24 protein-coding genes are annotated in these 26,485 nt (G+C 47.9%); 7 read left to right on the top strand and 17 right to left on the bottom strand.

Translation table 11 applies throughout. The annotated features are described in order from the left end of the window. The first annotated feature begins 108 nt into the window (after window positions 1-108). Window positions 109-2,010 carry a CRTAC1 family protein gene (locus OXH39_02675; protein MCY3549337.1) on the top strand — a complete coding sequence of 634 codons (1,902 nt, stop codon included), beginning with the start codon at window positions 109-111 and terminating at the stop codon, window positions 2,008-2,010. Continuing rightward, window positions 2,007-3,818 carry a tetratricopeptide repeat protein gene (locus OXH39_02670; GenBank protein ID MCY3549336.1) on the top strand — a complete coding sequence of 604 codons (1,812 nt, stop codon included), beginning with the start codon at window positions 2,007-2,009 and terminating at the stop codon, window positions 3,816-3,818. The genes OXH39_02675 and OXH39_02670 overlap by 4 nt, the downstream gene beginning before the upstream one ends. Before the next feature lie 208 nt (window positions 3,819-4,026). Here the strand turns inward: OXH39_02670 and OXH39_02665 are convergent, their stop codons facing one another. The 3 genes from OXH39_02665 to ndk form a co-directional block, all read right to left on the bottom strand. Beyond that, window positions 4,027-4,797, bottom strand: coding sequence for a LamG domain-containing protein (locus OXH39_02665; GenBank protein ID MCY3549335.1), 771 nt, complete (start codon window positions 4,795-4,797; stop codon window positions 4,027-4,029). A 200-nt stretch (window positions 4,798-4,997) separates the two neighbouring features. Continuing rightward, window positions 4,998-5,774, bottom strand: coding sequence for an NPCBM/NEW2 domain-containing protein (locus OXH39_02660; GenBank protein ID MCY3549334.1), 777 nt, complete (start codon window positions 5,772-5,774; stop codon window positions 4,998-5,000). A gap of 106 nt (window positions 5,775-5,880) precedes the next feature. Continuing rightward, window positions 5,881-6,345: a nucleoside-diphosphate kinase gene (gene ndk, locus OXH39_02655; GenBank protein ID MCY3549333.1), complete on the bottom strand. Its 465-nt coding sequence runs from the start codon at window positions 6,343-6,345 to the stop codon at window positions 5,881-5,883. Window positions 6,346-6,506: 161 nt separating this feature from the next. On the opposite strand from ndk, the gene OXH39_02650 reads away from it, so the two are divergent. Further along, window positions 6,507-7,484: a GNAT family N-acetyltransferase gene (locus OXH39_02650; protein ID MCY3549332.1), complete on the top strand. Its 978-nt coding sequence runs from the start codon at window positions 6,507-6,509 to the stop codon at window positions 7,482-7,484. Here OXH39_02650 and OXH39_02645 read toward each other — a convergent pair. The 13 genes from OXH39_02645 to OXH39_02585 form a co-directional block, all read right to left on the bottom strand. Beyond that, on the bottom strand, window positions 7,454-7,744 hold the full coding sequence (locus OXH39_02645) for a hypothetical protein (GenBank protein MCY3549331.1): 291 nt from the start codon (window positions 7,742-7,744) through the stop codon (window positions 7,454-7,456). The two genes, OXH39_02650 and OXH39_02645, sit on opposite strands and share 31 nt — an antisense overlap. Window positions 7,745-7,780: 36 nt before the next feature. After that, the gene (locus OXH39_02640; protein ID MCY3549330.1) at window positions 7,781-12,910 is read right to left on the bottom strand and encodes a C25 family cysteine peptidase; all 5,130 of its coding nucleotides are present in this window, start codon (window positions 12,908-12,910) and stop codon (window positions 7,781-7,783) included. A gap of 357 nt (window positions 12,911-13,267) precedes the next feature. Beyond that, window positions 13,268-13,861 (bottom strand): hypothetical protein, encoded by a 594-nt coding sequence (locus OXH39_02635; GenBank protein MCY3549329.1) that lies wholly within the window; start codon window positions 13,859-13,861, stop codon window positions 13,268-13,270. Beyond that, entirely contained in the window at window positions 13,858-14,145 is a 288-nt protein-coding gene (locus tag OXH39_02630) for a EutN/CcmL family microcompartment protein (protein MCY3549328.1), read from the bottom strand. The genes OXH39_02635 and OXH39_02630 overlap by 4 nt, the downstream gene beginning before the upstream one ends. A 4-nt stretch (window positions 14,146-14,149) precedes the next feature. Continuing rightward, window positions 14,150-14,464, bottom strand: coding sequence for a EutN/CcmL family microcompartment protein (locus OXH39_02625; protein ID MCY3549327.1), 315 nt, complete (start codon window positions 14,462-14,464; stop codon window positions 14,150-14,152). A 107-nt stretch (window positions 14,465-14,571) separates the two neighbouring features. Then, window positions 14,572-15,993 (bottom strand): sigma-54 dependent transcriptional regulator, encoded by a 1,422-nt coding sequence (locus OXH39_02620; GenBank protein MCY3549326.1) that lies wholly within the window; start codon window positions 15,991-15,993, stop codon window positions 14,572-14,574. A gap of 14 nt (window positions 15,994-16,007) precedes the next feature. Further along, entirely contained in the window at window positions 16,008-17,582 is a 1,575-nt protein-coding gene (locus OXH39_02615) for an ATP-binding protein (protein MCY3549325.1), read from the bottom strand. Window positions 17,583-17,681: 99 nt separating this feature from the next. Continuing rightward, window positions 17,682-18,290 carry an imidazole glycerol phosphate synthase subunit HisH gene (gene hisH, locus OXH39_02610; GenBank protein MCY3549324.1) on the bottom strand — a complete coding sequence of 203 codons (609 nt, stop codon included), beginning with the start codon at window positions 18,288-18,290 and terminating at the stop codon, window positions 17,682-17,684. Window positions 18,291-18,424: 134 nt separating this feature from the next. Then, complete coding sequence (ribE, locus tag OXH39_02605) at window positions 18,425-18,904, bottom strand: 6,7-dimethyl-8-ribityllumazine synthase (GenBank protein MCY3549323.1); 480 nt, start codon at window positions 18,902-18,904, stop codon at window positions 18,425-18,427. A 111-nt stretch (window positions 18,905-19,015) separates the two neighbouring features. Continuing rightward, complete coding sequence (locus OXH39_02600) at window positions 19,016-20,248, bottom strand: bifunctional 3,4-dihydroxy-2-butanone-4-phosphate synthase/GTP cyclohydrolase II (GenBank protein MCY3549322.1); 1,233 nt, start codon at window positions 20,246-20,248, stop codon at window positions 19,016-19,018. 155 nt (window positions 20,249-20,403) lie between these two features. Further along, window positions 20,404-21,075 carry a riboflavin synthase gene (locus OXH39_02595; GenBank protein ID MCY3549321.1) on the bottom strand — a complete coding sequence of 224 codons (672 nt, stop codon included), beginning with the start codon at window positions 21,073-21,075 and terminating at the stop codon, window positions 20,404-20,406. A gap of 1 nt (window position 21,076) precedes the next feature. Continuing rightward, complete coding sequence (ribD, locus tag OXH39_02590) at window positions 21,077-22,180, bottom strand: bifunctional diaminohydroxyphosphoribosylaminopyrimidine deaminase/5-amino-6-(5-phosphoribosylamino)uracil reductase RibD (protein ID MCY3549320.1); 1,104 nt, start codon at window positions 22,178-22,180, stop codon at window positions 21,077-21,079. 124 nt (window positions 22,181-22,304) lie between these two features. Beyond that, window positions 22,305-22,796 (bottom strand): peroxiredoxin family protein, encoded by a 492-nt coding sequence (locus tag OXH39_02585; protein ID MCY3549319.1) that lies wholly within the window; start codon window positions 22,794-22,796, stop codon window positions 22,305-22,307. Between the two features lie 462 nt (window positions 22,797-23,258). Between OXH39_02585 and OXH39_02580 the strand changes: the two genes are divergently transcribed. From OXH39_02580 to OXH39_02565, 4 genes are all read left to right on the top strand, one after another. After that, the gene (locus OXH39_02580) at window positions 23,259-23,471 is read left to right on the top strand and encodes a hypothetical protein (GenBank protein ID MCY3549318.1); all 213 of its coding nucleotides are present in this window, start codon (window positions 23,259-23,261) and stop codon (window positions 23,469-23,471) included. Between the two features lie 68 nt (window positions 23,472-23,539). Continuing rightward, window positions 23,540-24,391 (top strand): hypothetical protein, encoded by an 852-nt coding sequence (locus OXH39_02575; protein MCY3549317.1) that lies wholly within the window; start codon window positions 23,540-23,542, stop codon window positions 24,389-24,391. A gap of 69 nt (window positions 24,392-24,460) precedes the next feature. Then, complete coding sequence (locus tag OXH39_02570) at window positions 24,461-25,249, top strand: serine protease (GenBank protein MCY3549316.1); 789 nt, start codon at window positions 24,461-24,463, stop codon at window positions 25,247-25,249. Window positions 25,250-25,813: 564 nt separating this feature from the next. Beyond that, the gene (locus OXH39_02565; GenBank protein ID MCY3549315.1) at window positions 25,814-26,029 is read left to right on the top strand and encodes a hypothetical protein; all 216 of its coding nucleotides are present in this window, start codon (window positions 25,814-25,816) and stop codon (window positions 26,027-26,029) included. Between the two features lie 120 nt (window positions 26,030-26,149). On the opposite strand, the gene OXH39_02560 is transcribed toward OXH39_02565, so the two are convergent. Then, on the bottom strand, window positions 26,150-26,368 hold the full coding sequence (locus OXH39_02560; protein ID MCY3549314.1) for a hypothetical protein: 219 nt from the start codon (window positions 26,366-26,368) through the stop codon (window positions 26,150-26,152). Between the last annotated feature and the right edge of the window lie 117 nt (window positions 26,369-26,485).

Here is a 26,485-nt window from a genome sequence, read left to right as displayed (position 1 = left end):
ACGTTTCCTTTCAGTTGTCAGTCGTCAGTTACAAGAAGCCTCTGTTAAACGAGAACCTCTTTAACTGAAAACTGATAACCGTCCCCATAATGAAGCAGGAGGTTCCACATGCAGCATCAACCTTTGGAAAAGCCGCGTATCCTCCTGCTCTTTCCAACGCACACTTACCGAGCCGATGAAATGTGTAGGGGCTGGGTCACCCAGCCCTTACAACTGTATGCCGCGACATTTATCATTATTATGCAGTGTTTGTGGATGGCACAAGCGGAAACGGATGCGCCGTTATTCACGGAAGTGACCTCCGCGCTCGGAGCTGTAGGGGCTGGGTCACCCAGCCCTTACAGGTCACCCAACCCCTACAGGCGCGCAGGGACTTATGCCTTGCCGGAGGTAATCGGGAGTGGTGTTGCCCTATTTGATTACGATAATGATGCCGCGCTTGATGTCTTACATATCCGATTTCCGCCGCCGGGTGAGGATATCCCCGCCCCGAATCGGCTTTTTCGGCAACAATCTGACGGAACGTTTGTTGATGTTACCGAAGCGACTGGCATTGGACACGACGGATATGGACAAGGTGTCGCAATCGGTGATGTGGATAACGATGGTGATGTGGATGTCTATGTAACAAACTACGGTACTGATGCTTTCTATCGGAACAACGGGGATGGGACCTTTGCTTTGGAAGATGCTGGACTCTCAAATGAAGCGTGGGGAACCTCCGCAACTTTTGGCGATTACAATAGGGACGGATACCTCGACCTCTATGTTGTGAACTACGTTCAATTTGATCCAGAGATGGTGTGTCGTGGGAAACATAGTGCCCCGGATTACTGTAATCCCCAAGTCTTCGAGCCTGCAGGTGATCGATTATTCCGAAACAACGGCGATGGCACTTTCACAGATGTAACGCGCCAAACGGGGATCGCCGCAATGCCCGGCAGAGGGCTTGGCGTTGTGTGCCTCGATCTAACCGCCGATGGTTGGGCGGATTTTTATGTCGCGAATGATGGGGAAGCCAACCAGTTATGGGTAAACCAGACGGATGGCACTTTTGCCGAGGAAGCCATACTGCACGGACTTGCGTTCAACGCTTACGGGCAACCTGAAGGTAGCATGGGCATCGCTGTCGGCGATGTCAACAGTGATATGCGTCCGGACATGTTTGTGACCCATTTGTCAGGTGAGACGAATACGCTTTATGTTGCGTCGGGAATCGGAGTTCCCTCCTACCAGGTGTTTGGTGATATGACCGAGGTAGCAGGGTTTGCTGGTCGCGACCTTCCTTTTACAGGTTTCGGGTGCGGTTTCTTGGATTTTGACAACGATACTGATCTCGACATCGCGCTCGTCAATGGTCGAGTAAAGCGCGGTGCTGTCCTTGAGGGTGCGGACGTTGGTGAGTTCTGGAACTTCTACGCTGAACCGAATCTCCTCTTTCAAAATGGCGATCAGCCGTCAGCCATCGGCAGCCAGCAAGATAGCAGTCGGCAGTCAGCCATCGGCAGTCAGCCAAGAGAAGACTCTTTGCCGAGAACCGAGAGCCGAGAGCCTTTCTTGCCCACAGTCCATTTCACCGATGTGAGTTCGCGTGCGCCTGATTTTGCGAAGTGGGTTGAGGTGAGCCGTGGAATGGCTTTTGGTGATATGGATACGGATGGCGATATTGATATAGTGGTGAGTGGTCTCGACAATCGGCTCCGCTTTTTCCGAAACGACGTGCCTCCACCGCAACATCATTGGCTTTTCGTGCGAGCTATTACCCAAAATCGCGATGCACTCGGTGCACAGGTAACGCTCCGAACTCCGTCGCGCGCGTTGACGGGTTATGTGCTACCCGGAACCAGTTATCTCAGTAGCAGTGAACCGAGCGTACATTTCGGGTTGGGCCCAATCGATGCTGTTCAGGCGATTGAGGTGCACTGGCCCGATGGAAGTCGTGAGAAATTTCCGGGGGCATCTGCCGATCAGCGTGTGACAGTTCATCAGGGGAAGGGGGTGTCTTTTTGAAGAAAAGACTTTTGAAGATAACTGGGACGGGAATCAGAATTCCCTCCTACATCATTGCCCTCTCACATAATTGGCTTTTTCTTTTCATACTGATGAGTGTTCCTATTTTTGCGGTTAGTGAAATTAGCAGGCCGCAATCAGCGGTCAACAGTCAGTTAAAGAAGATACTCGCAGACGAAAAACTTCTTTTTACTTTGACCAACAACTCGTCTACCGATACTTTTGCTAAAGCGCGAGTTGTTGGTCAAAACCGACAACTGAAAGGATTTTTTGAAAAAAAATCCGTACTGACGACTATTCCCCAACCTGCTGATCTCGACTTGGTTGAGGAAAAATTGCTTTTGGAGGCGATTGAGGAGGCACAAGCAAAGGTTCGGGCTTCTCCGGACGATGCCGATGTCTGGGGGCAATTGGGACACGTCTATCTCAGCCACGGATGGGAAATACCAGCGATACCGTGTTATCGCCAAGCGAGTATACTCGCGCCCGATGAATTCGGATGGCTCTACTTTCTTGGACGTTTGACGAAGCAGCGTCAACCTGAAGATGCTGTGAAATATCTTACCCGTGCGCTTGCGTTGAGACCCGGATATGCGCCCGCGCATCTCTATCTCGCTTCCGCGCTCCGCATTTTAGGGAGACTTGATGAAGCACGACACCATTTGGAGCGAGCGAAACACTTTCAACCGGACAATCCATTTTCTGAACTCTGGCTCGGCGAAATTGCGCTCGCGAAGCAGCAGATGAAACTTGCTCGGACGCATTTAGAGAACGCACTCCGCTTGAATCCGAGACAAAGTGAAGCACATGCCCTAATGGCGCAAATTGCTATCGTCCTCGGGGATAAACAGGCAGCAAAGCAGCACGCGCAGCCAGCGCGACTTCCCAGTGAATACAACGAATTAGTAGATCCTTTATGGTGGGACGTGCTTCAAGCGGGCGTTACTGCGCCGCTGTATGCGGAACGTGGTAGGCGTTATATGTCAGAAGGCAATTACGCGAGGGCTGTTGCTGAATTTGAACCGCTTATATCAGACACACAGAAAGATATAAAGGTCTGGTTCGACTATGCCGTTTCACTGCTCTATACGGCACAACACCACGAAGCCTTAGCCGTATTAGAACGTCTCCTCTCGCTACTCGATAAGGATATAGAGGTTCAGAAGGAGAGAAGTATAGACGAGATAACCTACTTGAAAGCACAAGCTTATAACTATATAGGACAGATCTATTATGAAATCGGACAGACGGCTGCAGCGATCCGTGCGTGTCGAATGGTTCTTCAGTTTAAAAAAAATAAAACAGATAGCAAATCTCACGGACAGTTGAACCCTTCGGATTACGACACTTTTTTCTCAAATGTACACGCAAATCTTGCGACGGTGTATGAGAACACGGGACAACTTGGAGAGGCGATTCAGCATTATCAGAAGGCACTTGAACTCGTGCCATCTAAGCTGTCCGTGCATCGCGATCTTGCCGGTGCCTATTGGAAAAAACAGCGTTATGCAGCAGCCGAGCCACACTACAAACAGGTCATCACCCATGATGCAACAGATGCCCAAGCCGTTTATAGACTCGGCTTAATTGCTCTGATGAAAGAGGACTATCTCGAAGCCGTCTCACTGTTTAAAAAAGTTATCTCAATTGAGGCGAGGCACGTTCGCGCTTATGGTGCTTTAGGTGTTGCTTATCAGGAACTTGGAAATATCCCCGAGGCGATTGGTGCCTTTGAACGGGTTTTAGAATTAGAACCGAGAAATAAGGTTGCGTTAGACAAACTCAGGGAACTGCGTGAATCAAAGTAGAGGTGCCGGTATGTGTGACGAGTAGGAACGTCAACCGGAAGGTTACTCATAGACGCACTACAGAATTTACTTAGGACTTACGCAATTTTCTGATAACTACGGACATTCCACGCGCCGCTGGCGAGGTTTTAAACCTCGCCAGCAACGGAGGCGTAAGTCCTGTTACTATAACACAGTACGTCTACGAGCGTTGGAAAAGATGGGGTTCCTATTTGAAATGGTGCGTTGATTTAATATGCCCCCAGGTCGTACCGAGTTTGTCTCTCGGATCGACTGCAAGATATGCACTAAATCCTTTTTCCATCAGTTCCTGAACGTCTGCTTGTTCCAGTGCCGAGTGGAAAATGGCGACTTCGTCCATCGCGCCTGGGAAGAAGTTTCCAGCTGGATCCCAGACACCACACCCACCAATATTGACGTTAAAGGCAGATGTGCCGTGATTTGCCCAGCCACCCTTCTTCTCGATATACTCACCATCAATATAAACGTGGACGTATTCCGTCGTAGCGACACATCCGACGTGGTGCCATTTACCATCACCGTGTTTGAATTTCCAAGGATTGGTTGTTCCACCAGCCGTGGGTGTCCAGAGGTTGATAGAATTGGCATCAATAAAACCGAACTCCGGAGAATCGTTCTGTCCGACGAGTCCAGTCCGGTTTGCAGGGGCACTTGTGGTTTTTACCCAAGTGAGAATAGTAAATTCTTCAAGATTATCAAGGAGTTTCTGCCCAGTCGAGACACAACTCGCTTTTCCATCAAATTCGAGTGCCTTGCCGAATTTGCCATCTACCCATGCAGGAGATTTGACGAGTTCTCCCTCATTTCCTTCGGAAGAAAGATCAGCAGCGACACCACCTTTGCCTTCGTCGAATAACCATATACCGACTGCTGTTTCAAGGTCAATCTCGGCGGTGCTGACATTAACAGCGATGAGGCTGAAACATACTATACCGAGCGTTAATAGAACTTTTTTCATAGTTTTTTCCTTCTAATATTGACCGTGAGCGTACTTGCAAAGCGCGCTACGGCGTTAGGATTCATTTCTAAATATAGTTTATAGTAAAATATATGACATAAAATTGCAAGAAAAAACCTGATTTAGACGAAGCCTTCTGTGTTTGTACACAATGTGCCTTTTCTAAACCAGGTTTTAAAACTTTAAAAGATTCTCAACGTCTAATAACTATCTTTCAAATGTCCCCAGATTGTAGGTAGTTTGTTAGCAGGTTCAACAGCGAGTGCTTGGGCGTTGAGGAGTTTGGCATCGCCAATTGCGGAGTGGTCACATCCGGCACCGTCGCCGCCATCACCCATGACAATTTCAAGTTCCTTGGCGTTGGCAGGAATGTCAATTTCCACTTTAACAGCATCAACGTTTTTTCCGCCATCGGTACCGAGAAGCTTCTCAGATTTGAAAGCCTGTTTTCCATCAATAGTGAAGACGAAATCACCGCTGCCGCCGTGTCCACACTCAGCTGGATCTTTTTCGTCTGACATACCGACGTAACCTTCAAATTTAAGGTAATTGTCGCCTGTTAAATCGTAAACGACCGTGGCAACGGAGTGGCTTCCGATTCCACGTTCAAAGTAGATACCGCCGATGACGATTTCGTTTCGGGTGCCGGCACCTTCACCGATTGTGGCGTTGTCTGTATCTATGGGTCCACCCCAGCCTGTCCATTCGGCTTCAGGGTTCTTAGGGGAAAGTCCACAAGCATTTGGTTTCGGTTGGCTACCACCGATAAAGGAGAGATAGGTGACACCTTTCCTATCATCCTCTTCGACGACCTCATCATAGTCGTTCTGAGTAGCATCAGCTTCTTTACCGACCTCTTTGACCGGTTTCGCGCCTTTACCATCCAAATTTTCGCAGTCGGCTTTACCGGCGTAGACACTAAATGCGAGTCCGAGGGTAAGCATGATGATTAACGCGCATACGTTAATAATTTTCACTTATTTTTAACCTCCAGTTGTTTTTCATACTTTTGCACAAAAATACTCGAACAAAATTTTGAGTAATTGTGCGTCCGAAATAAAAACGCAGTTGGCTGCGTATATGTTACACCACCGGCGGATGTAGGATTGCTTCATCCATTCGGTGATACTTGTAGCGTTCTTCAGGTGCGAACACTATCTCTAATTCGCGGTGGGCACTCTGTAGAGAGTCCGATGCGTGTACAATGTTGTGCGTTATGTTAATTGAGAAATCGCCTCGGATGGTTCCCGGTTGTGATTCCTTTGGGTCGGTCTCTCCGTTGAGGATACGTACTAATTCTATTGCGCCCCGTCCTTCAATAGCTAAGGCGACAATAGGTGCCGAGATTATGAATTCGATAAGTACATCGTAAAAGGGTTTTTCCTGATGGATGGCGTAGAGTGTTTCTGCCGTATCGCGCGGGAACTGTAGTAGTTTCATCCCAACGATTTTGAGCCCCTTGTGTTCGTAGCGAGAGATGACTTCACCAATGAGTCCACGTTGAACACCGTCCGGTTTAATTAGAACCAATGTCTGTTCTGTCTCCATGGTCCCTCCATTTTAACCTTTGTGCGCGCCTACACAGCACGCCTATATTAAGGCCTGCAATACCAAGCATTTGGGTCTTGACATCAAGCCATTTTAAGTATACCATATTTTTCAGGGCATTTGCCAATTTTATTTTCTAAAGAGTTCTAATGGAGGTGGCTATGTACGATAAATTGGGAGAAGTCGGACTGAAAACGGGAGAACAAATGGAAGTCGGTGTGATTACTGCACCGGATGAGCCTCATGCCGAAGAGGTGAAACAGTTCCTTGGACACAAAGGTGGAAACTGGGAGTGGCATATTGAGCGATGCGTCACCGAAGTGCTTGATGCGTTGGAGACACGTTTTTATGTCGGCAAGCTTGATGGATGTGTGATTACCAACATCATGACGGTCGAGCATGAAGGCATTGGCATTTTAGGGCATGTCTTTACGTTGCCGGAGCAACGCCGGAAAGGCGCATGTAAAGCGGTAATGGCGTATCAGATGGAGGATTTTCGACAGCGCGCCGGTCGCGCACTCTACCTCGGTACGGGGTACAATAGCCACCCGTATTACATCTACCATAGTTTCGGATTTGAGAGTGTATTTCCAGAGTCCGGTTTTATGAAATATCCTGTGAATTCGGATTTTGAAGAACGTTACTTCGCTCCTACGTCTGCCGCACCGAAGGCCATTGAATGGCATGATTGGCCGAAAGTCACAGCGTTGTCGGGTATTGTCGGATGGGACACGCTGCGGAGTCTTAAGTGGGATGTTTACGGTCCCACGAATATGGAGGGTGGTTTTCTGAGTTTCAAGCATGACTTGGAAACTGAAGATGCCTACAATGATGCGAAGTTGCTTATTTCGTCGGGTGGTGCAATCGTCGGCTGGGCAACCGTGAGTCATGATACGCGTTGGCAACCTACGACTGGGGTGTTAGACCTGTTTTTTCATCCGAATTTTGCGGATGCTGTTCCGACGTTGCTTTCAGCGGTGGCATTTCCTGAGACAAAGGTTCAGTGTTATGTCGATAGCGGTGCTGAGAAGAAGGCAGAGGTTTTAGTGGATGCTGGGTTCACCTGTGAAGGACAACTCACAAATCAATTTACATACAGCGGACAGCATTATGATGTTCTGGTGTTTGCACGAGGATGATCAATGAGTTTTCCAGCCTTTTTTGCGCGGCGTGCGTCCTCTCGTAGATGCTCCAATTTTCCCGCTTCTATATCCGCTTCAAGCTGTTTATCCCAAGCATCCTCACGTGCCTGAAGTGCTTCACGGAGTCTGATTGCCAGCGTGTTCAAAAGTTCTTTTTTGGTTTTCGCCGTGTATTCGACTTCAGGAAGTTGGGGAATCCACCCGTGCCATCCAATAGTTTCTTTTTGGAGGTGGTCGGTAATTATGGTAAAATCCACAATACTCCTCTTTGACTGACAACTGACAACTGATAACTATTTTCGCACGGCGATTTTCCCGAATTTTTGCTTGCGGCTATCCCCTTTGCGGGCAGTGAACTTGTAGAGATAGACCCCGTTTGCCAGCGGTTCACCGTCTGCATCGCGACCGTCGTAGTGGAATTCGTTGTAGGAGACAGAGGCATCAAGCGTGTCAATGGCGATGATGCGACGACCCGTTATGGTATAGATTTTTAGGCTGACCTCATCGGCACTTTCTGTGAGGTAATAGGCGAAATGGGTGCCGCTTCCCGGCACAAATGGATTCGGGAAGTTGGCGATGTTCGTAATTTCAAATTCACCGGCGACGGTCGCATTGCGCTCCGCATCTGATATATTCCCGTTTGCGTCTTGTGCCTGCAACCGGATGCGGTACTCGCCGGGGTCCAAGACAGGCGTATAAGTTATTAAAAGCAGATTGTTGTTGGTCGGCGATGCGGCAATCACATATTCATCTTGCGGCACACTTTCGCCGTTTTTGGTGAGTACTATGTTTTCTATGCGCGAGTCGATGCCGTTTGCATCCTCAATCCGTGCTGAGATAGTCGGTGTATCAGAGACATAATCGCCGTCAACGAAGCCTTGATGCTCGAATGTCAATTCAACAGCAGGTGGGCTTGTATCGCTATGCGAAAGCAACGCGAAGGTTCCAGGCAATTTAACCTCTGCAGCGACAGTTTTTTCATCCACGGTTTCCCCACCGACCCGAATCCAATTTCCGTTATCCTCGTCACGCCGATAGATGTAGACACCGTTGCTTCCCTCTTTTTGGAAGGTCGCGTTTGCTGTTAATTCGGTTTGTTCGGTGAACCCGAGTTGATACGCGATAGCCGATGCGGGGATTGCCACCGCAATGTCGGGCTGATTTGTGATAGTAAGGGCTTCTTCGGTGTAAGTCAGAACGGTGCTGGTTTGAATACTATCGGGTGGAATCGTGACCTGGAAGATGCCGTCTGGACTCTGAATGGGTTGGTTGCGTGTTTCAGGTGTCAGGATGATACGGTTGCCCGAAAATCGCTTCGATGTCCAGTTATTCCCTTCACGTTTTTCGATGATACTCCCCTTCGGTAGTTCGGCGGATGGTGGGTCCACGTAGATTGTGACCAGATAGTCTCCCGGTGGCGGTTGCCACGGGACGCTCACGGCAACTTGGTTACCGGGGAGAATTTCGGGAATTATTTGCAGGTTTCCGATTGGTGTCGCATCCTTCAGTTGTTCGAGTATAGATGTCGTCGCGGTGTTTATACTGGCGGTATTTGTCTCGCCTTTCAACGCTTTTACGAAGAACTGAACAGGGATATTTCGTACCGTTTGTTCTTCTATGTTTCGGATTTGTGCTGAGAGCGTAAAGGGCGGTGTGGTGTCCCATGTAAAGGTTTGTGCCAGAAGCGCGAGATCAATTTCAATTTCAACATCTCCCACATCGTAAGCGACCGTCTCTGTTTGGAACGTTCGCCCAGTTTTGACTTTAACTTCTAAGTAATAATCGATCGGTTGCGCATCTGGATACCCGGGGATGGGGCGTTCACTCCTATAGGTCGTGCCAGTATGTGGCACTACCGGAATAGAGAAAAATTTGTTGTCTCCCTTGATCCAATCGTACCAAAACAGAGTTATTTCATCAATCGCATTTTTGTCGACTACTTCTACGTAAAGATGCGTCGGTTGATTTGATGCAACGGGAAAGGGAACAAGGCGGACGTTCTTAACGTATCGGGATAAGATATCGTAGGTTGCATGTCCGATGGCTTCTTCACCCGCATCCCATGCGTAGATTTGTACAGCACCAACATCAAATTCGGGATCAGATGGAACCCGTATTTGTGTGTTGACCTGCCCGTTAACGATGGCAACAGGTTCCTGTTCAAGGACGATATTGTTGGCGACCGCGGTTTCAGTTATGGGGACAAGGGTAATTTCGACATCTGCATCGGAGAGACGTTCAGGCAGCGTTGCAGAAACGGAGAGGCGTGTATCTCCTTGAGACGCGTTTCGTCCTTGGAAGGGACTCATCTCCGCTGTGACCTGTATCTCGTCGCGTGGTATTCTTAAATTTGTCGCTGGGTCACCGAAAAGGGTAAAGACTTCAGCGAGATCAAGAAATTTGGAGGCGTTAATAAGAAATTGGGTTTTGGCTTGTGCAACAATAGCACCGATATTGTGTGTTTGATCGTTGAAGATAACATCAAAAATTTCGAGGTTGAGTAGGAAGTCGCCATCTAAGAGTCCAATACTGGTTGCCCCGAAAACTGCGATGGCACCGCCGTTTTCGGAGCGGAGGAGTTCTTCAGCGAGACTATTTTTGATGCCGTCAAACGAGCCGGTGTAACAGGTCATACTGATAACGAATGGGAGTTGCGAGATGTTGGTTAAGTTCTGTTCCGGATCTTTAAAGTCGAGCATCCGACTGGAAGCCCATCTACCACCGCCGCCGTGCCCAATATAGTTGACGATACTGGCACCATCGTTAAAGCCGTCAATGACGCGTCTCCCGATAGGCGTGAGGGCATCGTCGGTTGTTAAAGTCAGTTCGTCATCTGTATGGGGCGCATAAATACGTTGGATCTCGTATCTGCCACTCAGTTGATTATTGGAAATAAGTCCATTGGTTTGCCAATGGAATCTAATATCCGAACCTGCGAGCATGAGGAATCGTTTGTGCCATGGACCGACTTTGGGAGCGGTTTCATAGTTGATAGCGCGCTCAACGAATATACGGGCATCAACGCGGTTATTGGCGGGCATTCTTCCGATCAGCATGTCTGGAAAACTGTCTGTGCCTCGGAATGTGACGAACTGATGATCACTCGCGCTGGATCCGTAGCCCGGGATTTGCACCTGCATCGTTGGGACAAAATCGATTTTGTTTTTGATGTCGGTATCGCCGACGAGAAGGACGTAAGTTGGGGCGGGTGGTTGCCAATTGTGGTAGGCGTAACTAAGGAATTCACGGATAGCCTTAGGATTGAGGATACCGTGGTTAAATTCGTCATAGATGTTTTGAACGTCAACGATTTTGGTACGCATCCCTTGTTGACGGCGGAAGTCAGCAAGGGGCTGAACATCCTGAAGGAAGTGATGATGTGTGATAATGATGTAGTCTGCCCCGTTCTGAATGCTACGCAAATCAGATGGTGCGTCTACTGAGATTTTCGGTTTTCGGAATTGGTTACCGGTCAGTGCGATGTATTGGATGGTGGGGTCGTTCACAGCCTTAGGGCGAATTTGACTCGATTGAAACAGGACTCTATAAGTTCCAGGAATCTCCTCGTCAACAAGCGGGGATAAACCGACGTAACGGGTGCCGTCAATACCGTAAATTTCGATGTCGGGTGTAGAGAAGTTCTTTAATTGGACTTCAAAGTTTGGATTCACAGCCCCAATTTCATCCAGAAGCGGGGTGATTGCAAAGGGAAGCACATTTTTTTCTGCGTTGAAATTTCGCCAATAATCAATCTGAATCCAATTGAGCATGAGGATGTCTATAAGTGCTCCTGCGCTTGTGGGATTTGTAATCCGAATAGTGTTCTTTCCGTTGTTGAGAAAGGATTGGAAAATTTCCTGATTCTGAAGTTGATATTCGGTTTCGCCGTTCCAGCGTGCTTCTCCGAGTTCGATTTTGTCGTTGAGCCAGACATTGCAATCATGTTCCGTATTGGATCTACCGTGAAGAGCGACACGGACTGTGGCGGGTCGAGCGGTTGCTTCGACACCGGGCAGCATGAAGGAAAATGGTTTTGACGCTGGCGCGGTCAGTTGTGCCCAGAACCAACTGTCGTTTGGGAGCGGTGGTAGTTCTGTCAGCGTGAAAAAACGCTCTTGGAGTCCTTGGCTGAATTCTGTATAAATTTGGTTTTCGGTGAGACTTGCATTACGGAAGCGTCTGAACTCTTGGTCTTTCTCGAAATGTGCGCGTGTGAGGAAGTGTGTGTAAGTTTGCGCGTTGTTTGCATTTGCGAGAGGGGTTTTCGTTACCATTCGGATCCCTCGTCCGGTATTCCAAGAGAGCCAGTAGATATTCTCATTGGAATAGGGATCAATATAACTGGTTTCCCCGTGTTGGCGTTCACCGTAAAAAATAATTTCATCCGTTGGATCGAAACTTTGGTCGTCTTCGCCACGGACAAAGATCGGTATCTGTTTTCCTTTGTTTGTCAACGTCAGCGTCGCCGGGGTAATAGTCTCTAAGTTGGCACCAACAGCGGCGAGATCCTGTGCTGTGATGCTGTACATTGCGGATTCGGTTACACTGATTCTATAACGCGGTCCTGTGGGAGAAATACTCGGGGCGGCGGGTGCTCGTTGGATAGGAGAACGCCACCGATTGGCACTCTGTGGGTTAATGAGCATATCATCGAAGATTGCGTCGTACACAGTGGATTCGGTATGTAAACCGCGTGGTATTGTAGATAGGATGGTAGATTGCTCACGTGTGCCGGTACTGCTGAAGCGAATTTCTACCACAAGTCGGTGGTGAAGCCTTATTTCACGGCGAATAGGGTTGTACTGGACTGGGTTGAGCTGAACGGGTAGGACGTGGTTCTCTCGAATCTGACTTGCTTCTCCGATTTTTACAAGATTTTCTGGTAAGAAACTATCTTTTTTCCGCGTGGTGTCCGACTGCACCGAAAAATTTGAGGTAGACATAAGGTCTTCCACCTTATGTGTGCTGAAATCCTTTTCAACAATTCGTAGTTGAAAATGGACATCGGCGGGAACACCGATGAGCGTGGATTGGATGGGAAGACGCAGCACCCCTAATTCAGTCGTGAAGCGGCACCCGGGGAAAGAGACGGTTGGACTTTCAAAATCGGGGATCCGTGCGTCCGTTCCTGTTTCGGTACTGCTGAAAAGTTCAGGTTTATTATCAAACGAAAAATCCGATTTCGGGATGACGAGCTGAATTGTTACACCCTGCGAGGTGCTATTCACTAATTCGATCTCTCTTTGGGTTTTCGCCCTATTTCTTGCGGCAGCGCGGGGACGTTGCTTTGATGAGATCGGTGCCGCTACGGCGACGTTCTTCGAGTCAATTGGGGGCATAATAGGCAGGTTGCCTATTCCCGCATAAAGGAAAAGTGTTATGATGAGTAACCGTGTGCATGTCTTCGTGAGGCGGGTTTGCATTAAAAAATTAACTCCAAGGTTCTAAATTTATCGGACTGGCAAATTGTAATTTGAAAAAATCTGTAATCAAGCGGACGTTGTTTATTGTATTTGTTGTAGGTTGTTTCCCTTTTCTTTAAGATTTAAGAAAAGAAGGCATCAGCAAGAATAGCAATCAGCCATCAGCAATCGGCAAAGATATTTCAAGAAATTTTACCTCTTGGTTTTCTCTTTGCTTTGACCAAGAACTCGTCTACAAATAATTTTACTAAGGCGCGAGTTCTTGGTCAAACCTGAAAGGTTTTTCGCAGAAAAACCGTCCTGACCGCTGATGGTTCCATTCCTGCTGAAAGCCGATAGCCCTGATGGAGATTGCATCTAATTGTTTTCAGCGAGGTGATAGACTTCAATTTCGCGGATTTGGGCGATTGCGGGTTGCATGATGCGATAGTGTGGGAAATATCTGCCTGCGAGGGTTTTCCGCTGGTCGATGACTTTGTCTCCCGGTTCTGCCAGTATTTTATTTACGATGACATCATCAACGGTTCGAGTAACATGGACACGGATCATCTTTGTCTGAAAGTTCAATCTATCGAAAATAAACTCGGCTTGTGCGCGCTCATCGCCGATATTGCGTCGCTGAATGACTGTGTCAAAAGTTTCCCATTCGCCGGTTTCATCGTTCAGGTAATCCATCTCAAACCGGAAGAGGTTGCCATTGTGAATGACGATCTTTCGGACGGGATGGATCTCGGCAAACCTGACGATGAAGTTCCGTTCATTTCGTGCTGGCAGTGTTGCCAGCGTTTCGAGATTTCCGTCGTTTATACCCGGATGATTTGCTTCAGTGCCGTAAGTGGCACTCGCGATGTTTTGGCTGTACTGTGTGGATAACACTTGGGCAACTCTGCAAGCACTAAGGTGTAAGCCGATGGCTATGAGGCAGCAAATAGATAAAGTGATGCGCTTCATTGTTTTTCCTCCTGGAGTGTTATATCAACCCGATCGACAATCCCCATGACGAGTTCACGGATAGGTGCGTCTTCAATACCGAATACTTCTTGTGCAACGCCCGGGCCCGCACCGACAATCACCGTGTCTCCTTCGCCTGCGCCGACATAATCGACAGCAATCGTTGGGGTGCGAACGAGTTCGGATCTGACGCTCAACGGTTGGATGAGCAGCAGTGTGCGATTTTCGTATGCAGGATGTTTAACGATAGAAACGGCTTTTCCGATTACTTTAGCGATGTACATTTTTTCACGACCCCGTTTCGGACGGTGTTTCTGTTGACGTACCCAGCGTGTCAACGAGTGAAAGAGAATCGACAATACCAACAATAGCGACATCAACCGGCATCCGCTTTCCGGGTATCACGCTTACGGCATCGCCTCCCGTGACGATGTAGACAATTTCGCCCGCGCCTGCGTCGTGCAGTGTATCAACTGCAACGAGCGGCTCGGAGATGGGGTTATATTTCTCATCTAAAGGTTGGACGATGAGGAGACGCGTACCTTCTAAGGTCGGGTCTTTTCGAGTTGCGACGACGGTTCCAATAACTTTTGCTAAATCCATTTTTTTAATAGTTTTCAGTTTTCAGTCGTTGGTTATCAGTTAAGGAGGGATATGATTTAACTAAACCATCTCTTAACTGACGACTGTTAACTGATGACTGACTACTCCTAAGAGACAAGTTTGTACTCAATAAGTTTTGTGTGAAGCGTATTCCGGTTAATGCCGAGAATATCTGAGGCTTTACTCCGGTTTCCATTGGTGTACTCAAGCACGATTTTAAAGAGCGGTTTCTCAAAGATCGCCCGGATTTCAGCGTAGAGTTCGTCCGGCGATGTTTCGGAGTCCATATACTGTTGAACGTGCGCTTGGAGTAGGCTATAAATTTGTGCGTCAAGGTTCCCTGACTCACTGGTGGGACCCGGTTGATCGAGAATCGGATCGAAATGTTCAGATAATAGCATTTGTCCTGAACACATCACGAGTGCCCGCTTAATGGCGTTTTCTAATTCACGCACGTTCCCGGGCCACTCATGCGCCGTGAGACGTTTTACGACCTCTGGAGAGATACCGATTTCAGGCAATTGGTATTCTTCAATGAACCTGTGTGTGAAGAGGTCTATGAGTTCCGGTATATCCTCTTTCCGTTCCCGGAGGGGTGGGAGAGAGATGGGGATGACGTTAAGCCGATAGTAGAGGTCTTCCCTGAAGGATTTCTGCGCGATTGCGGTTTCAAGCCGTCGGTTAGTTGCAGCGATGATCCTGACATCGACAGCGTGTGTCTCGGTCCCGCCCATCGGTTCAACTTCTCGCTCTTGTAGCACGCGCAACAATTTCATCTGAACCTCAATCGGCAATTCCCCGATTTCGTCGAGGAAGATCGTACCGCTGTCTGCCTGTTGAAATTTACCTTTCCTTGCGGTATGTGCATCGGTATACGCGCCTTTGACGTGCCCGAAGAGCGCGCTTTCAATGAGGCTGGACGGCATCGCGCCACAATCGACAACGATGAACGGATTATGAGAGCGGTGGCTATTTTGGTGGATTAATTGGGCGACGAGCTCTTTACCGGTTCCACTTTCACCTAAAACGAGAACGGTTTCGTCGCTGACAGCTGCGCGTCCAATTTTATGGTACACCTCTTGCATTGCCGGACTCTGTCCAACCATCCTTCCCTGTCCATCGACATCAATGGAGGTTGTTGATGTTTTGACGTTCCTCGTTTGATCGGTAGCGTCGGCAGCGCGCAATACGAGGTCCAACAACTGCCGCTGGTCAATGGGTTTTGTGAGGTATCCATACGCCCGCTGTTTCGCCGCGTCGATCGCAGTCTGTGTCGTTCCGTGTGCTGTGATTATAATAATTGCGGCGGTGCTGTTATATTGCTGAATATCTTCAATGAGTTCGATTCCGTTAGCATCGCCTAACCAAATATCGAGCAGGATGACATCGACGTTTGCTTCCCTGACACAGGCTAAGGTCTCCGCGCCGTTTCGGGCTGTAAGGGTCTGATAGCCTGCCTTTTTAAGGGTGGCGGCGAGTATTTGGCGGAGGCTGTCGTCGTCGTCAGCAATAAGCACAAAATTCGACATTTTTTTAATTTTCCTTAATACACAGGGAGGGACATGACAAACGCTGTGCCGACTTCGAGGTTCTCATCAACTTGAATGCTGCCCCGATGTTCAGCAAGAATTCTTTGGCTGATGTGGAGTCCCAACCCGGTGCCTTTCTGTTTGGTGGTGTAAAACGGATCGAACAGCATCGGTATATCTTCAGGTGGAATCCCGGGTCCGTCATCCTGAACACGCATAAGGACGACTTCTGTCTCTGGCACATATTCTGTCTGAATTGTCAACGTTCCTTCTGTATCCATCGCTTCAATGGCGTTGTAAAATAGGTTGAGAATGACCTGCGTTATACCGTCTTCGTTAACATTGACTTCTGGACAAGTGCCGTATTGCGTGATTACCGTGATGGCTTGATGCTCCAATTCCGGACGGCAGATCGCGAGGCTGCTATCAAGGAGTTGGTGGATGTCTGTCCGTTTTGCAGCACGCATTGCGGGTTTGCTGAAAGCCAACAATTGCTCAATGAACCGATTCAGCCTGTCCACCTCTTTGATAATGATTGCGGTGTATTCCTGAATCTCGTCTTGAGAGAGTTGGACATTTTCAGAAGGGGTTTCGGAAACTTGTGAAAATCCGTCCACGTCTGAACTTTGCAGCAGTTGTGTGCCAAGCCGGATACTGCCGAGTGGGTTTCGCACCTCGTGTGCGATGGTTCGGACGAGTCTTCCGAGTGTTGCCATCCGTTCTGATTCAACCAATGCGTCGATTGTCTGTTGGATTTTAACGCCTTGTGCAATGGTGGAGGCGATAATTGTTAAGAGCCTCCGATCGTCCTCTGCTGAAAATTCATCGGATGCTTTGTCTATCGTCAATGTACCGATGACGTTCTCTTCGACAACAATCGGGATACACCAGAACGCGATTCTGTCTTTGGATTCAACGCGTTCGGATTCAAAGAGTTTAACATAACTGAGCGGGTTCCGAGTTTGTGGAACGCCGATCGCTTTACCTGTTGCGAGTACCTGTTTCTGAATGTCTTCCATCTGATTGTCGGTGCCCCGTTTCATCTCGGCGGGTGTGAGTCCCAAGACGGTTTCGACCTCAGTGATGACCTCCCCGTTTTCGTAGAGGTGTAAAGCCCCGCGATATATGCCGAGTCGCTTGGACAGAATCTCAATGATGCGCTGAAATAATCCCTCTAACTCAAGATTTGCGTTTGCCGCTTTACTTACCTCAAAAAGCGTCGAGATGTCCCGTACCTGTTTCTCTAAATTCGCATTGACACTGTGTATCTCCTCTATCTCTTCAGCACCACTCAGTCGCTGCGTGTGGAAGTGACGAATGACGCGGATAACGCCGAATACAACAAACGGATAGAGAAGTGCGATGATGATGCTTTCGACTTGATTCGGATAGCGGAAGACATAAATCCAGTTGGCTACTGCCGTAATAGCGAACAAAACATTCTGTCCGCGAGGTTTCATGTAGAGGACTGAGAGAATCATCACCCCGTAGTAGCAGTGGCTTATTGCTGGATAGTATTCCGACATCTGAAACAGATGCGCGCTGACGTTGATGAGGAGCACAAAAAGTGCGAGAAAGAATGTTAGCATTTTTTAGTACTCAGTTTTCAGTTATCAGTACTCAGTTAAAGAAGGATTTGATTATTCAGAGTGCCTCTTAACTGATAACCGAGTACTGAGTACTGACAATCAAAGGCTCAGAAAATTATTAAGCATTTTTAGCCCGACACGCCCACTCTTTTCGAGATGGAACTGTGTCGCGATGAGGTTGTCTTGGGCAATCGCACTACAGAACTCAAGTCCGTACGTCGTCTTTCCGATTACAACGTCCGTTTTCTCTGGCTCAGGATAGTAGGAATTGACGAAATAGAAGTGTGCCGGATTCGGAACGTCTTTGAAGATTGCGTGCGGTTTTGTCTGATACACTTCGTTCCAACCGATTTGTGGGACCTTTAGTTTTTCTGAACCAGCCGTAGGATATTTCTTTACACGTCCTCGTAGAAGCCCCAGACATTCGGCATCCTCTTCTTCGCTATGTTCAAAGAGGATCTGAATTCCGATGCAGATGCCGAGCATCGGTTTGCCGGTGCGGTAGAAGTCTGTGAGGACTTGGTTTAACCCGCGTTTGTGTAAGGTTTGCATCGTGGCTTTTGCGGCACCGACACCGGGAAAGATAACGCGGTCGGCTGTAAGTATCGTTTCAGCGGTGGATGTAATCTGGTTTTTATAGCCGAGATGTGTCAAGGCACGCGCGACACTTGTAAGGTTTCCTGCTTCGTAATCTATAATTGCAATCATTTTTTTTATAGTTGTCAGTTTTCAGTTACCAGTTTTCAGTTAAGAGATCATTGGGTGCGTTGCGAATGATTGTCAATGCTACACACACGAGTGACTGACAACTCTCACTGCGAGGCAAACCGATAACTGATAACTCATGTAATGACTTTTTCGACGGCTTTATAAAGGTTGACTGTTTCAATGCCAGCAACGGCAGCTTCAGCCCCTTTGTTTCCGGCTTTTATACCGGCGCGTTCGAGTGCTTGTTCTATTGTGTCTGTGGTGATAACGCCGTAAATGACGGGGATGTTGGTGCTTGATGATATGTTGGCGATTCCCTTCGCACTCTCGGCTGCGACGTAATCGAAATGTGGTGTCGCACCTCGGATCACTGCGCCGAGGCAGATGACAGCATCGTAGCGTCCGCTTTCTGCGAGGCGTTTAGCGATTCCCGGTATCTCAAAAGCACCAGGTGTCCAAAAAATATCGACCTCGTCCAGATCGACACCGTGCCGTTTGAGGGCATCTTGCGCGCCAGCGAGGAGTTTTTCGGTAACGAAACTATTGAATCGACTGACAACAATACCGAAGCTGAGACCTTCACCGAGAAGATGTCCTTCGTAGACGTTTGGCATAGTTTTTTATTAGTTATCGGTTGTCAGTTGTCAGTTGTCGGTTAAAGAGAGATTTTGATGAACCGAATGCCTTTTTTAACTGTTAACTGTTAACCGTCAACTCTCCATTCTTTATTCCTCATGTAGGAGGAGATGACCGAGTTTAGAACGTTTTGTTTCTAAATATCGGCGGTTAAAGGCGTTCGGTTCGGTTTGCAAAGGGACGCGCTCGACGATTTCAAGTCCATGTCCAGACAGTCCTGTGACCTTTTGTGGATTGTTCGTCATCAATCGCATCTTTCGGACACCTAAGTCGGCTAATATCTGCGCGCCGATCCCGTAATCTCGCAAATCTGCAGGAAATCCGAGGTGTTCATTCGCCTCAACGGTGTCCAACCCATCGCTATCTTGTAATTGATATGCCCGCAGTTTCCCCTTGAGTCCCATCCCTCTCCCTTCCTGTCGCATATAGACGAGTACGCCTCTACCCTCCTTCTCAATGGTTTGCAAGGCGATTTCGAGTTGTTCACCGCAATCGCATCTGAGAGAGCCGAAAACATCACCGGTGAGACATTGCGAGTGCACACGGACTAAGACAGGGGCTGCATCGGTAAGGTCGCCTTTTGTGAGTGCGATGTGTGTTCTATCGTCTTCAACGCTTTCACCACCTGTGTCGGTGCTTTCGTAAGCGTAAAGTTTGAACTCACCGTGCGCGGTCGGAATGTCGGCAGTGGCGACACGTTTAATCAAAGTCTCTGTCTCACGGCGGTATGCGATGAGGTCGGCAATGGTGATAATCTTGAGTTGATGTTGCGCGGCGAACTCCATTAACTCAGGGACGCGTGCCATGCTTCCATCTTCATTGAGTATCTCACAGAGGACACCCGCGGGATAGAGTCCCGCCATCTGTGCTAAATCAACAGTGGCTTCGGTATGCCCGGCGCGCCGGAGTACACCGCCCGGTTTCGCTTCTAAGGGAAAAATATGTCCGGGGCGGACGAAGTCTGACGGGATGGCTTCAGGGTCAACGAATTTCTGGATCGTGTAGGCGCGTTCCTGTGCCGAAATACCGGTCGTCACCTCTTTGGCATCAATGGTGACCGTGAAAGCAGTCTGCATTTGCGCCGTGTTCGACGTGACCATGGGGTAGAGTTCGAGTTCGGTAAGGCGTTCTGAACAGGTCGGTAGGCATATCAAACCCCTACCGTATCTCGCCATGAAATTGATAGTCTCTGCCGTTACCTTTTGAGCCGCCATGATGAGATCGCCTTCGTTCTCGCGATCGGGTTCATCAACGACGATGATCATTTCCCCGTTTTGGATTGCAGAGAGTGCTTCAGGAATGGTGTTAAAATTATTTGGCATTCTTGCCTACCATTTTAGAGTCGTCAGTTATCAGTTGTCAGTCGTCAGTTACTCTCTTGTGGCAGGTAAATATGTTGTTACTGCCACAGCAGACCTCTTTAACTGATAACTGAAAGGTTTTTTCGCAGAAAAACCGTACTGAAAACTGATAACCATTAACTAATATAGCCGTGTTTCGATAAAAAGTTTAAATTAAGAGTCTCGGTAGAGGGTTGGTCAGTCCAATCCCTCTTTTCCTCGGTATTTCTGAGAAGCGTTTCAAGATAACGCGCAACGATATCAACCTCAAGGTTAACCTTTGCCCCGGTGCGTTTCGTTCCGAGGGTTGTCACGTCCTTTGTATGTGGAATCAATGCAACTTCAAAGGCACCTGCGTGTAGGTTTGATACAGTTAAACTGACCCCGTCGACGGTAACTGATCCTTTATATGCGATGTAAGGTTTGGTGGCACTGCTTATCGTTACCTGCATCAAAGAAGCGTCGCCTTCGTCTTTCCACCCACAGATTGTTGCTACCTCATCGACGTGTCCCAGTACGAGATGTCCACCTAATCTATCGCTGAGTCGGAGTGAACGTTCTAAATTAACGGGGTCTCCGACCTTCCGCTCTCCCAATGTTGTCCTGCGCAAGGTCTCAGCGGAAGCATCGACAATGAATGCTTCCGATGTGAGAAAACGGATTGTGAGGCAGGCACCGTCAACAGAAATGCTGTCCCCGACTTTCGCATCGTTGAGCACATCGCTCGCCTGAATTTCAAGCGTCGCATCTTGAGATTTAACTTGGATGCTCCGAATCTTTCCGAGCTCCTCAACGATCCCAGTAAACATGTTATAGATATCCTTCAATTAAAAGGTCGTGCTCAGGTATCGGTGTGACGTTAATTCGTCGTAGGTTTACTGCGTCAGCCAAACTGCGGATGCCTACACCACCGATCGGTCCAGGCGCATTCTGCCCACCGATGAGTTTGGGGGCAACGAAGCACATAACCTTGTCCACAACCCCTGCAGCGATCGCCGATGCGTTGATTTCACCACCGCCTTCTATCAGGACACTTGTTATCTCACGTTTGCCCAGTATCTTCATCAAACTTTCAAAACAGACCCTGTTCCCGTGCGATGTTGGAACAGTGATGACTTCCGCACCTGCCTTGTCGAGAGCGTTAACGTTTTCAGGGGGTGCCTCTGCCGTTGCTGCTATGATAACGCCTGCCTCACTTTCGGCATTGAAAATACGGGCATCCGGGCAAATTCTCCCGTGTGAATCTAACACAATCCGGGTCGCGTCCTGTCCTTTTCTATCGTGAAGTCGTGTCGTTAGCGATGGATTGTCACGTTCGACTGTGCCTCTACCGACAAGGATTGCATCCACCGCGTCCCGAACTTCGTGTCCGCGCTGTCGCGATGCCTCCGATGTAATCCATTGCGATTCGCCAGAAGCAGTGGCGATTTTTCCGTCGAGGCTCATCGCTGTTTTGAGGATAACAAACGGCTTGCCTGTCTGAATGTATTTCCGATGCACCTCGTTCAGGTCTGATGCTTCTTGTGCACATACACCTACATGGACGTTGATACCCGCATTTTGAAGTTGTTGAACGCCTTTGCCTGCGACACTCGGATTCAGATCGACCTCTGCGATGTAGACGTGAGCAATACCTGCGTGAATCAGTGCCTCTGTGCAGGGTGGTGTCCTTCCCCAATGACAACACGGCTCAAGGTTCGTGTAAAGCGTTGCATCTTTGGCGTTTCCGCCTGCGGCGTTCAGCGCATGGACTTCTGCATGTGCGGTTCCCGCTTTCTTGTGATACCCTTCACCGATAACCTTTCCATCTTTTACAATGACCGCGCCGACGAGCGGATTGGGACTCGTGCGCCCCTTCGCCTGCCGTGCTAAATCCAGCGCGCGTTGCATGAAGGCTATATGTGTTTCGTCCATTTGCGACAATTCCTCGCTGGCGAAGTTTGAAACCTCGCCAGCGATTCCAAGAAAACAGCGATGCGTTATCTACACCCAAGTTTTTTAAATTATATCATATTTCAATCAGAAATCAAAATCATTTTTAAAGTGCTGCAATCTCTTTCAGTGATTCGAGGACTTCCGCCTGTTTCACAAGATCAAATTGATGCGTGCCGATATACATATATCTGATAATCCCAGTTTTGTCAATGATGAATGTTGCGGGACGCGCGATGTTGTAAGCTTCTAAACTCAGCCAGTGGTAGACCCCATAACTTTTGATGACGCTTCGGGTTTTGTCCACCAATAACGGGAATGTGATGCCGTTTTTGTCGGCGTAGCCTCGGAGTTCACGGGGCCACTGTCCCGCGATGGCGAGCGGCGTGGCTGTGTATTCTGTGTATGCTTCGACATTTTCTTGTACTGCCGACAACTGGCGGCGACTGTTCGGTCACCATGTCCCTCGGAAGAAGGTTAGGACAAGGTTTTGCGCGTCGCGGTACGTTTCCAGCGATATTTCCTCGCGTTGGTGTGATGGCAGCGTGAATAGTGGTGCGATGTCGCCGGTGTTGAGTATCTTGTTTTTTCGTGGCATGGGCATATTGTATCGGATGTTTCGGTTGGTGTCAAGTTTTTGATTGATTGTCCGTTATCGGCGGTCAACAGTCAGCGGTGGGTAATCAGTTGGTGGAGATTGGGAATTGTCTGAAGCCGGATTTACAGGATTCAAAGATTGGCAGGATTATACTTAAAACCCCGTAGCGGCGGTATCTATGTATTTTTGTCTGAATCGCGGATTGTCGCGGATGACGCAGATTGCGCGGATTTTAAGAGGTTCTGATGGTGTGGTATTCTTAGCCCCAGCGGGGCAGTATCTGTGTAGCAGCGGGTTCTTGCCTCATTTTTAGCCCCAGCGGGGCGACATCTGTATGGTGCTTGTGGGAGTAGCGTATATACTCGCGGTTTTCCTTGAATATCCTCATCAAATGTGCTATAATTTTGAGAAGTAAAGGCAACAGTGTCCTTGAAAATTTAAAACCCATTTTGAGGATAGAAAATGAACAAGAAATCATATCGCAGATATCGAAAATCAAGACGATGGCAGACCAAACGCCGGACGATTATGAAGCGTGCAGGCTATAAATGTCGGAAGTGTGGCAGACGCGCGACACAGGTACATCACGAAACTTACAGACGCGTCGGCAGAGAACGGCTTAGCGATCTGACTGCGGTGTGTGGTGGGTGCCATAAACGGATTCATGGAAAGTAGCAGCTTTTCTAACACTGAACGAAACACCTCTTAATGCTTAAGAGTTAACCATTTGATAGGAGGAATAAATGTCAACAAATCGCCCTATACTTACGAAAGATCCGTCTGGCGATAACCTATCTCAAAAGCGTGCAAGGGTTACATTACCTATTCTTGTACGACAAGCTATGGCAAGTCAAAGGATTACCCATGGAAATTTGGGGAAAGAGCTTGGGCTACATCATCGAGCCCTGAGGCACCCACTTGGTTGTATTGGGGATACACCTTTAGAACTGAGCAAACGATGGCAAGAGGATGTACCACCCATACAAGGGCTTGTAGTAAATCAAGAGACAGGTATGCCGGGAGAAAGTGTTAACTTCCTCTATGGACGGAAACCAGACCCACGGGAAAAAGAAGCAATTGTTGAGGCAGTGCTCGGAAAGGTTTTCAGCTATCCAAAATGGTTAGATGTCCTTGAGGCATTCGGATTATCACCCGCTGAGCCTCTAAACCCACGACTCGAACAACCGGAAGATCATCGTAGCAGGACTCGTGAGAGTGAAGCACATAAGCCATTCAAAAACTATATAGCGCATCATCCAGAGGCAGTTAGACTAAAAAAGTCATTAGCACCTGGCAAAACAGAGTATCAGTTACCATCAGGTGATATTCCTGATGTCTTATTTCAGAGTGAGCGATGCCGCATTGCAGTAGAGGTTAAATCCCATATATCACCTGAAACTGACATCAGGCGCGGCATTTTCCAATGTGTAAAGTATCGGGCGATTCTCAAAGCTTGCCGCAGCCTTGAGGGCGGAACTTACGAGGCTGATGCCCGGCTTGCTATTGAGGGTTCGTTGTCTAAAGAGCTCAGAGCCATGAAGAACACCCTCGGTATACAAGTAATTGAAAACGTTCAAGTTGAAGGTGCTGGTTAGCAACAAACTAAAACCTACCTCATAACCTTTATCTATTTTTATGATATAATTTTATAATTAGGAACTCAAATGACTAATACATTTTTTGAGCATCACATATTTTATGTTGCTGCTAGAATTAGCGTTGAAATACCCAATGCGCGCTCCATTGGAACAGGGTTTTTCTATGATGCTCTTATACAAGATGGGACAAATCGTTCACTAAGATTGTTGATATCAAACAAACATGTTTTTCTTAATCCAAGAGGGAGGTTGACTGTCAGCCTAAATCGTCAGAGAGACGACGGTTCTCCAGACTTAGGAAATGTAATTGAATTTGATCAGATTGGGTTTGAAGATCATTATTTTTCACATCCGGATCCACAGATTGATTTGGCATGTGTTAATGCTTACGGGACTGTACAGGCAGATGCTTTTTACAAATTCCTAAATGACGATTTCCTAACGCCAATAGACTATGGAAAAGTAACTCCAGGAAATGATGTTATATTTGTAGGATATCCAGACAATCGCTACGATGTTGTGAATAACTTACCTCTGATTAGAAAAGGGTGGATTGCATCAATGCCTGATGTTGACTTTAATGGTAAGGGACAAATTGTTATTGACGCACAAATATTTCCCGGGTCAAGTGGGAGTCCTGTTTTTGTTCCTTGGGATGGTAGATATTCATTGCTAGGTGTTGTTTCTCAAACAATGATTCGCGATTCAAAGCTGCAAGTCTTACAAGCGAATACCCCGCAGATTGGAATCAAAGAAATACTTGGGCTTGGTATTATTATAAAGCAAAGGCATGTCCAGGAACTTATAGATTTCGCTGTTGGTGAGTATATACGAAGAACATCGCATGGAGCTTAACAAGTAAATTTTCGCATCATTCTTTTGCTTCTGTTTTTATGAGTGGATTTCTACGCCTGTCGCCCCTCTGGGGCTAAAGATTAGGAGGCGCGCGTCTCTATACACCTATCGCCCCGCTGGGGCTGATATTCCTTGAAAAGATAGCAAATTTTTTGTTGTTCGGTACGCCTAACAGAAAGCCTCTATTATTTTTCGATTGGTAGTATATAACCCAAATTGCGACCTTTTTATTCACATAGCACTCCGCTGGAGTGCAATCGCACAAATACGCCATTCTCTATAGATATATCACCCCTCTGGGGTGTGGAAAAAGACGAAAAACCTTTCTGAAGCGTGCGAAATCCGTTAGTAGCAACTTGGGTTAGTATATAGCTCTCCCTCTCCACGCACCAGTAGATAGGGTGGGAGCAGGACTTGCGAGGTTTACAGAAAATGGGAACAAAAAGACATAGAACTGCAACTATTCACTCGGTTCCACCCCCGAACATGCTTCAATTTATGGTGAGGGTAAATAGGCCATCTTCCAAAGAATTGGCAGGAATTGATCGGGCAGAGAAGTATAAATTGTTAAAAGCAAATTCTGTCAAACGCAAGGATGAAATTAAGGCATGGATTAGGGCACACGGATTGGATGCCGAAGTCTTCGAGATTGAGGAACCCACAGCCTTCAATATGTTGTTCATCACCTGTACACCCAAGGTTGCCGAGCAGCTTGAGCATGCTGATGCTGTAGTTAGCGTTTCGCGAAGTCCAGAGTTTTCTGTGGGGTTAACCAAGTAGATAAAACCTTGAGCACGATCCAGTGCGGTTTCCCAACCGCACCCATAAGTGTCAATTTAGGGTGTCCGTGCTCCCGTAGGTGTTTCTGCGGATTTCCCCTATGTTGAGCGGTGTTGAAGATCAAAACACGCGGTTGTCTTCAATAATCCCCTTCTCCTCCAAACCAGCAAGCACATTCTCAGCACATCCGAGCGGGATGCAGAGTTTCTGCCTGAGATGCTCCGGGTCGAGCTCTCCGCTATTCGCTCTTCCCCAACCTTCTATTCTTCCAACTTTCCAAAGCGTTTTGTAGCACATCCTGTTAGGGTGCGCACAAGCCTTTTGCGCAACCCGTCTCATCTTCCGCCGCCTCTGCTATGAAATATGTATCCGAGAGGTCTCGCAAAAAGTCGCGTCCATCCCAAAGTGTTAGATAAAGTCATTATTATTTCGTTATTTATATCAGAAAATATGACC

The sequence above is a fragment of the Candidatus Poribacteria bacterium genome (assembly GCA_026702755.1).
In the GTDB taxonomy this organism is placed as follows: domain Bacteria; phylum Poribacteria; class WGA-4E; order WGA-4E; family WGA-3G; genus WGA-3G.
Note: the sequence above shows the minus strand (reverse complement) of the source record. Positions and strands in the feature narration are given on the sequence as shown.